Genomic DNA, 5265 nt, shown 5'->3' with positions numbered 1-5265 from the left:
GTAAGGACTCTTTCAAAGGAAGGCGGCGACATACTCTCCCACAGGATTGCAGTACCATCTGCGCAGGCGGGCTTAACTTCTCTGTTCGGGATGGGAAGAGGTGAGCCCCGCCGCAATAACCACCTTGGATCATTCTTGCCGTCGGGCGGCATGTCCATGGCCTCTTTTTACGGATACCATGGCAATATCTTGGCATACTGGGATAAAATACATTTTTAAGTCTTATAAGAAAGTTTCTTCCTGCCCCGGAGGGCAGGAAAATCGCGCATAAGCTTACGGGTTATTAGTACTGCTCGGCTATGACATTACTGCCTTTACACCTGCAGCCTATCGACGTGGTCATCTCCCACGACCCTTAAAAGAAATCTCATCTTGTGGTGGGTTTCGCGCTTATATGCTTTCAGCGCTTATCCCTTCCCGACGTAGCTACTCTGCGATGCCCCTGGCGGGACAACAGATACACCAGCGGTCGGTCCAATTCGGTCCTCTCGTACTAGAATCAGATCCACTCAAATTTCTTGCGCCCGCAGTAGATAGAGACCGAACTGTCTCACGACGTTCTGAACCCAGCTCGCGTGCCACTTTAATGGGCGAACAGCCCAACCCTTGGGACCTTCTCCAGCCCCAGGATGTGACGAGCCGACATCGAGGTGCCAAACCCCCCCGTCGATATGAGCTCTTGGGGGAGATCAGCCTGTTATCCCCGGCGTACCTTTTATCCTTTGAGCGATGGCCCTTCCATGCGGAACCACCGGATCACTATGCTCTACTTTCGTACCTGATCGACCTGTATGTCTCTCAGTCAAGCTCCCTTATGCCATTGCACTCTGCGCACGGTTACCAAGCGTGCTGAGGGAACCTTTAGAAGCCTCCGTTACTCTTTTGGAGGCGACCACCCCAGTCAAACTACCCACCAAGCAATGTCCCCCGCAGCGCGGGGTTAGGCTTCAGACAAGCAAAGGGTGGTATTTCAACAATGACTAACCTACGCCTGGCGACGCAGGATCGAAGTCTCCCACCTATCCTACACATCACTTGTCCAAAGTCAATACTAAGCTATAGTAAAGGTGCACAGGGTCTTTTCGTCCCACTGCGGGTAATCGGCATCTTCACCGATACTACAATTTCACCGAGCTCATGGCTGAGACAGTGTCCAGATCGTTACACCATTCGTGCAGGTCGGAACTTACCCGACAAGGAATTTCGCTACCTTAGGACCGTTATAGTTACGGCCGCCGTTTACTGGGGCTTCAATTCAATGCTTCTCCGAAGATAACATCTCCTCTTAACCTTCCAGCACCGGGCAGGTGTCAGGCCCTATACTTCATCTTACGATTTTGCAGAGCCCTGTGTTTTTGATAAACAGTCGCCTGGACCTCTTCACTGCGGCCAGCTTGCGCTGGCGACCTTTCTCCCGAAGTTACAGGTCTATTTTGCCTAATTCCTTAGCCATGAATCTCTCGAGCACCTTAGGATTCTCTCCTCGACTACCTGTGTCGGTTTACGGTACGGGTTCTTATAATCTAAGTTTAGAGGTTTTTCTTGGAAGCCCTTAGGCACACTATCGCTTTGTCCGAAGACTCCGCGTACTATCGCATTTCGCCATTCCCTACGGATTTGCCTATAGGAAATATAGCTAGGTGCTTCAACGAACTATTCCGTCAGTTCGCGGTGCTTTCATCACTCCGTCGCCCCATCACAATTATAAGAAGTACGGGAATATTAACCCGTTGGCCATCGACTGTCCCTTTCGGGTTCGCCTTAGGACCCGACTAACCCTCAGCTGATTAGCATAGCTGAGGAAACCTTAGTCTTTCGGTGTGCGGGTTTCTCGCCCGCATTATCGTTACTTATGCCTACATTTTCTTTTCTGGCCGGTCCAGCATACCTTACGATACACCTTCGCCCCAGCCAGAATGCTCCCCTACCACTTGCAATAAATTGCAAATCCATAGCTTCGGTAATATGCTTATGCCCGATTATTATCCATGCTCGTCCGCTCGACTAGTGAGCTGTTACGCACTCTTTAAATGAATGGCTGCTTCCAAGCCAACATCCTAGCTGTCTGGGCAGACAAACCTCGTTCTTTCAACTTAGCATATATTTGGGGACCTTAGCTGATGGTCTGGGTTCTTTCCCTCTCGGACTTGGACCTTAGCACCCAAGCCCTCACTGTTATGAAACATTATACAGCATTCGGAGTTTGTCAGGAATTGGTAGGCGGTGAAGCCCCCGCATCCAATCAGTAGCTCTACCTCTGTATAACTTTACGCATAACGCTGCACCTAAATGCATTTCGGGGAGTACGAGCTATTTCCGAGTTTGATTGGCCTTTCACCCCTACCCACAGGTCATCCGAAGTCTTTTCAACGACAACCGGTTCGGACCTCCACTGTGTGTTACCACAGCTTCATCCTGCCCATGGGTAGATCACACGGTTTCGCGTCTAACACTGCCGACTATGGCGCCCTATTCAGACTCGCTTTCGCTACGGATCCGTGGCTGAACCACTTATCCTTGCCGGCAACGTTAACTCGTAGGCTCATTATGCAAAAGGCACGCCGTCACCCCACTAAAGGGCTCCGACCGCTTGTAGGCGCATGGTTTCAGGATCTGTTTCACTCCGTTATTCACGGTTCTTTTCACCTTTCCCTCACGGTACTGGTTCACTATCGGTCTCTCAGGAGTATTTAGCCTTGGCGGATGGTCCCGCCGGATTCAGACAGGGTTTCACGTGCCCCGCCCTACTCAGGATACCGCTATCTATTACAATCATTGCCCGTACGGGGCTGTCACCCTCTATGGCGCGACTTTCCAGTCGCTTCCGGTTCTTCTTGCATAAAATGTCGCGGTCCTACAACCCCAGGTATGCCGTAACATGCCTGGTTTGGGCTAATCCGCGTTCGCTCGCCACTACTTACGGAATCACTTTTGTTTTCTTCTCCTCCGCCTACTTAGATGTTTCAGTTCAGCGGGTTCGCCCTCCTATCGGAGTACTATGCCTTCAGCATAGTGGGTTGCCCCATTCGGATACCTGCGGATCGATCGGTGTGTGCCCGTCCCCGCAGCTTTTCGCAGCTTATCACGTCCTTCTTCGCCTCTGAGAGCCTAGGCATCCCCCATGCGCCCTTATTTTGCTTATTGCGCTTTCTCTTCTGATAAATCAGAAGAATGCTTTCTACTTTTTAAATGTTTTCTTATCCCAATATGTCAATGAACTGTTTTCCTTCCGGAAACGTGGAGAATATCGGAGTCGAACCGATGACCTCCTGCGTGCAAGGCAGGCGCTCTAGCCAGCTGAGCTAATCCCCCATCTCTAATCTTAAATTATGAATGTTGAATCTTGAATTAATGCGTAATTCGTACTCATACTTCTAAAATTTCCTATCAAAGCCTTAAAAAAGTAGTCCCGGGCAGACTCGAACTGCCGACCCCTACATTATCAGTGTAGTACTCTAACCAGCTGAGCTACGAGACTCTGTTTTATTGCTTTTCTTTAATATTTTTGAACCAACAGCGAGAGCAGGCGGACCACGATGGCCCCCGCAGGCGAGATTTGCGTCTTTCTCTAGAAAGGAGGTGTTCCAGCCGCACCTTCCGGTACGGCTACCTTGTTACGACTTAGCCCCAGTTACCGGTTTTACCCTAGGCAGCTCCTTGCGGTCACCGACTTCAGGCACCCCCAGCTTCCATGGCTTGACGGGCGGTGTGTACAAGGCCCGGGAACGTATTCACCGGATCATGGCTGATATCCGATTACTAGCGATTCCAGCTTCACGGAGTCGAGTTGCAGACTCCGATCCGAACTGTGAACGGTTTTGTAGATTCGCTCCTGGTCGCCCAGTGGCTGCTCTCTGTACCGTCCATTGTAGCACGTGTGTAGCCCAGGGCGTAAGGGCCGTGATGATTTGACGTCATCCCCACCTTCCTCTCAGTTTGCACTGGCAGTCTCGTTAGAGTTCCCGACATGACTCGCTGGCAACTAACGACAGGGGTTGCGCTCGTTATAGGACTTAACCTGACACCTCACGGCACGAGCTGACGACAACCATGCAGCACCTTGTGACCTGCCCGAAGGAAAAACCGTTTCCGGTCCTGTCAGGCCACATTTAAGCCCTGGTAAGGTTCCTCGCGTATCATCGAATTAAACCACATGCTCCACCGCTTGTGCGGGCCCCCGTCAATTCCTTTGAGTTTCATTCTTGCGAACGTACTCCCCAGGTGGGATACTTATCACTTTCGCTTAGCCACTCAGGTTGCCCCGAACAGCTAGTATCCATCGTTTACGGCGTGGACTACCAGGGTATCTAATCCTGTTCGCTACCCACGCTTTCGTCCATCAGCGTCAATGTATTGATAGTAACCTGCCTTCGCAATCGGTATTCCATGTAATATCTAAGCATTTCACCGCTACACTACATATTCTAGTTACTTCCCAATAATTCAAGCCCTGCAGTATCAATGGCAATTTCCCGGTTGAGCCGGGAGATTTCACCACTGACTTACGGGGCCGCCTACGGACCCTTTAAACCCAATGATTCCGGATAACGCTTGGATCCTCCGTATTACCGCGGCTGCTGGCACGGAGTTAGCCGATCCTTATTCCTACGGTACCGTCAGTCTGGCTCACGAGCCAGGGTTTCTTCCCGTATAAAAGCAGTTTACAATCCATAGGACCGTCATCCTGCACGCGGCATGGCTGGATCAGGCTTGCGCCCATTGTCCAATATTCCTCACTGCTGCCTCCCGTAGGAGTCTGGTCCGTGTCTCAGTACCAGTGTGGGGGATCTCCCTCTCAGGACCCCTACCCATCATTGCCTTGGTAAGCCGTTACCTTACCAACAAGCTAATGGGACGCATGCCCATCTTCCACCGATAAATCTTTAATTACGAAATGATGCCATTCTGTAATACTATAAGGTATTAATCCAAATTTCTCTGGGCTATCCCTTTGTGGAAGGCAGGTTGCATACGCGTTACGCACCCGTGCGCCGGTCTCGATGTCCGAAGACGTCTACCCCTCGACTTGCATGTGTTAGGCCTGCCGCTAGCGTTCATCCTGAGCCAGGATCAAACTCTTCATCGTATATTTTAATAATTTCGACGAATCTCAGCTCTGTTGCGGGTCTTATCTAAAGACCGCGCCGCTCTCTCTTTTTTAGCTCCGGCATCGCTGCCGAAACTGCTGTCAATCCAATATGTCTATGAACGTGTTCTTCTATTCTTTCGCCTCTCTCGAAGCGGGTGCAAAAGTACGATTATTTT

The 5265-nt window shown here is 50.8% G+C and carries 2 tRNA genes and 3 rRNA genes; all 5 read right to left on the bottom strand.

The features are described 5' to 3' along the window. Nucleotides 1-17 precede the first annotated feature (17 nt). Nucleotides 18-127: ribosomal RNA gene (gene rrf, locus GGR22_RS17080) — 5S ribosomal RNA — on the bottom strand. Between the two features lie 136 nt (nt 128-263). After that, nucleotides 264-3145 (bottom strand): 23S ribosomal RNA (locus GGR22_RS17075). Nucleotides 3146-3238: 93 nt separating this feature from the next. Continuing rightward, nucleotides 3239-3312, bottom strand: a tRNA-Ala gene (locus GGR22_RS17070). A gap of 92 nt (nt 3313-3404) precedes the next feature. Beyond that, nucleotides 3405-3478 (bottom strand) — tRNA-Ile (locus tag GGR22_RS17065). Nucleotides 3479-3572: 94 nt separating this feature from the next. Then, nucleotides 3573-5086, bottom strand: a 16S ribosomal RNA gene (locus GGR22_RS17060). The 16S, 23S and 5S rRNA genes sit together here with 2 tRNA genes alongside, the layout of an rRNA operon. Nucleotides 5087-5265: the final 179 nt, after the last annotated feature.

The organism is Flavobacterium gossypii (assembly GCF_014138495.1).
In the GTDB taxonomy this organism is placed as follows: domain Bacteria; phylum Bacteroidota; class Bacteroidia; order Flavobacteriales; family Flavobacteriaceae; genus Flavobacterium; species Flavobacterium endophyticum.
This window is presented reverse-complemented; position numbering and strand designations above follow the sequence as displayed.